Below are 1289 nucleotides of genomic sequence, written 5' to 3'. Positions count from 1 at the left end.
GGTCAGTGTCTTGTGTTTTCCGCGATGAATCAGGTGTACAGATGATACCTCCGGGTCGACGCCGCGAAAGCCGAGATCGACCAATACGGTCTTCGGCTGCGGTGTACCGGGCAGGTCCTGCAACAGAATGGAGCTCTGTTCGAGTTGCTCGACCAGCGTATGGCCGTCATAGGGGTTGCCGGGGAACGCCCGCGCACCGATGATCAACCCTTGTTTCTCCGTGATCGCGAGGCTCACCTTGACGCCGAACTCGTAGGGCTGGCGCGCCTTTCCTTTCCCAATGCATTCAACTTCAGGCGCATGCAGTGCGTAGAGCTTGTTCTTGTCCTTTGGACGTTGGCGGCAAATGCGCCAGGCCCGCTCAAGCCAGACGCGCAGTTGTGCCTGCCGTTCGTCCGAAGCTCCAGGCAGCTTGCGTTCGATATCGCGCAGCAACCGTCCCAAGACTGTGCGCTGACGTTTGAGTACACGACGCAGGCGCTTGAACTGCTTCGCATGGGCATAGCCGCCTGCGCGGCGCCGCAGCCGCTTGCCTTCGCGCTCGTAGGTTTGCTTCAACGCCAACCCGGCGCGCTGCGCCAACTGCACGAGTCTGGCCCGTGACACCTCAAGCAGACGGCTGTCGGTCGGATACGCAATCGCCTTCTCTTGAACCGTGGTGTCGACAATCACGCGCTCGAATTCGACCGGCGTCACCGCCTTCATCTGCACCGCAGCCGCGATCGTCGCCGCAAGCAGCTCCTCGACACCGGCTTCGCCCAGCGCCTGCCGAAAGCGCACCAGGTTGGTCGGGTCGCACGGCAGGCGCGGCTGGAAATACTCCTCGCCGCAGAAGAACTGGAAGTACACGTCCTGCGCCCAGCGCTCGCACACCGTTTCGTCACTTTCGTTGTAGGCGTGCTTCAGGTACAGCAGACCCACCATCAGCCGCATAGGCAAGCGCGGACGTCCAGCCGCACTGACGCCACCGGCAAGTTCCAGCGAGTTCGAGCCAAACAGGTCATCCGCTTCGCTCACCCGCCCATCGCGTGAGCGCCGCCCGAACAGGGGAGCAAGCGTCGTTTCGATTGAAGCCCACGACATCTTCGTTGCCAACACGGCAAGCGGGTGACGCAGATCAATCATCGCGTCCAGACGGCTACGAAAGAAATCAGGCGTGCTCATTGGCGACCACTCCGAAACTCCCAGAATCTTTATCAGATCGATATTCGTTCTGGGAGTTCTCTTACCCGCCGACAAACTGCATCGCCAAGCCAGGCGGGGCCTCACGAACTTCTGCAAGGCCGACT

The 1289-nt window shown here is 61.1% G+C and carries 1 protein-coding gene; it reads right to left on the bottom strand.

The genetic code is table 11. From position 1 onward, the window contains the following. Nucleotides 1-1164: IS5 family transposase (locus P3T21_RS38400; protein WP_429261057.1), on the bottom strand; the 1164-nt coding region annotated here is incomplete at its 3' end. Nucleotides 1165-1289: the final 125 nt, after the last annotated feature.

The sequence above is a fragment of the Paraburkholderia sp. GAS334 genome, from assembly GCF_050436625.1.
Taxonomy (GTDB): Bacteria; Pseudomonadota; Gammaproteobacteria; order Burkholderiales; family Burkholderiaceae; genus Paraburkholderia.
Note: the sequence above shows the minus strand (reverse complement) of the source record. Positions and strands in the feature narration are given on the sequence as shown.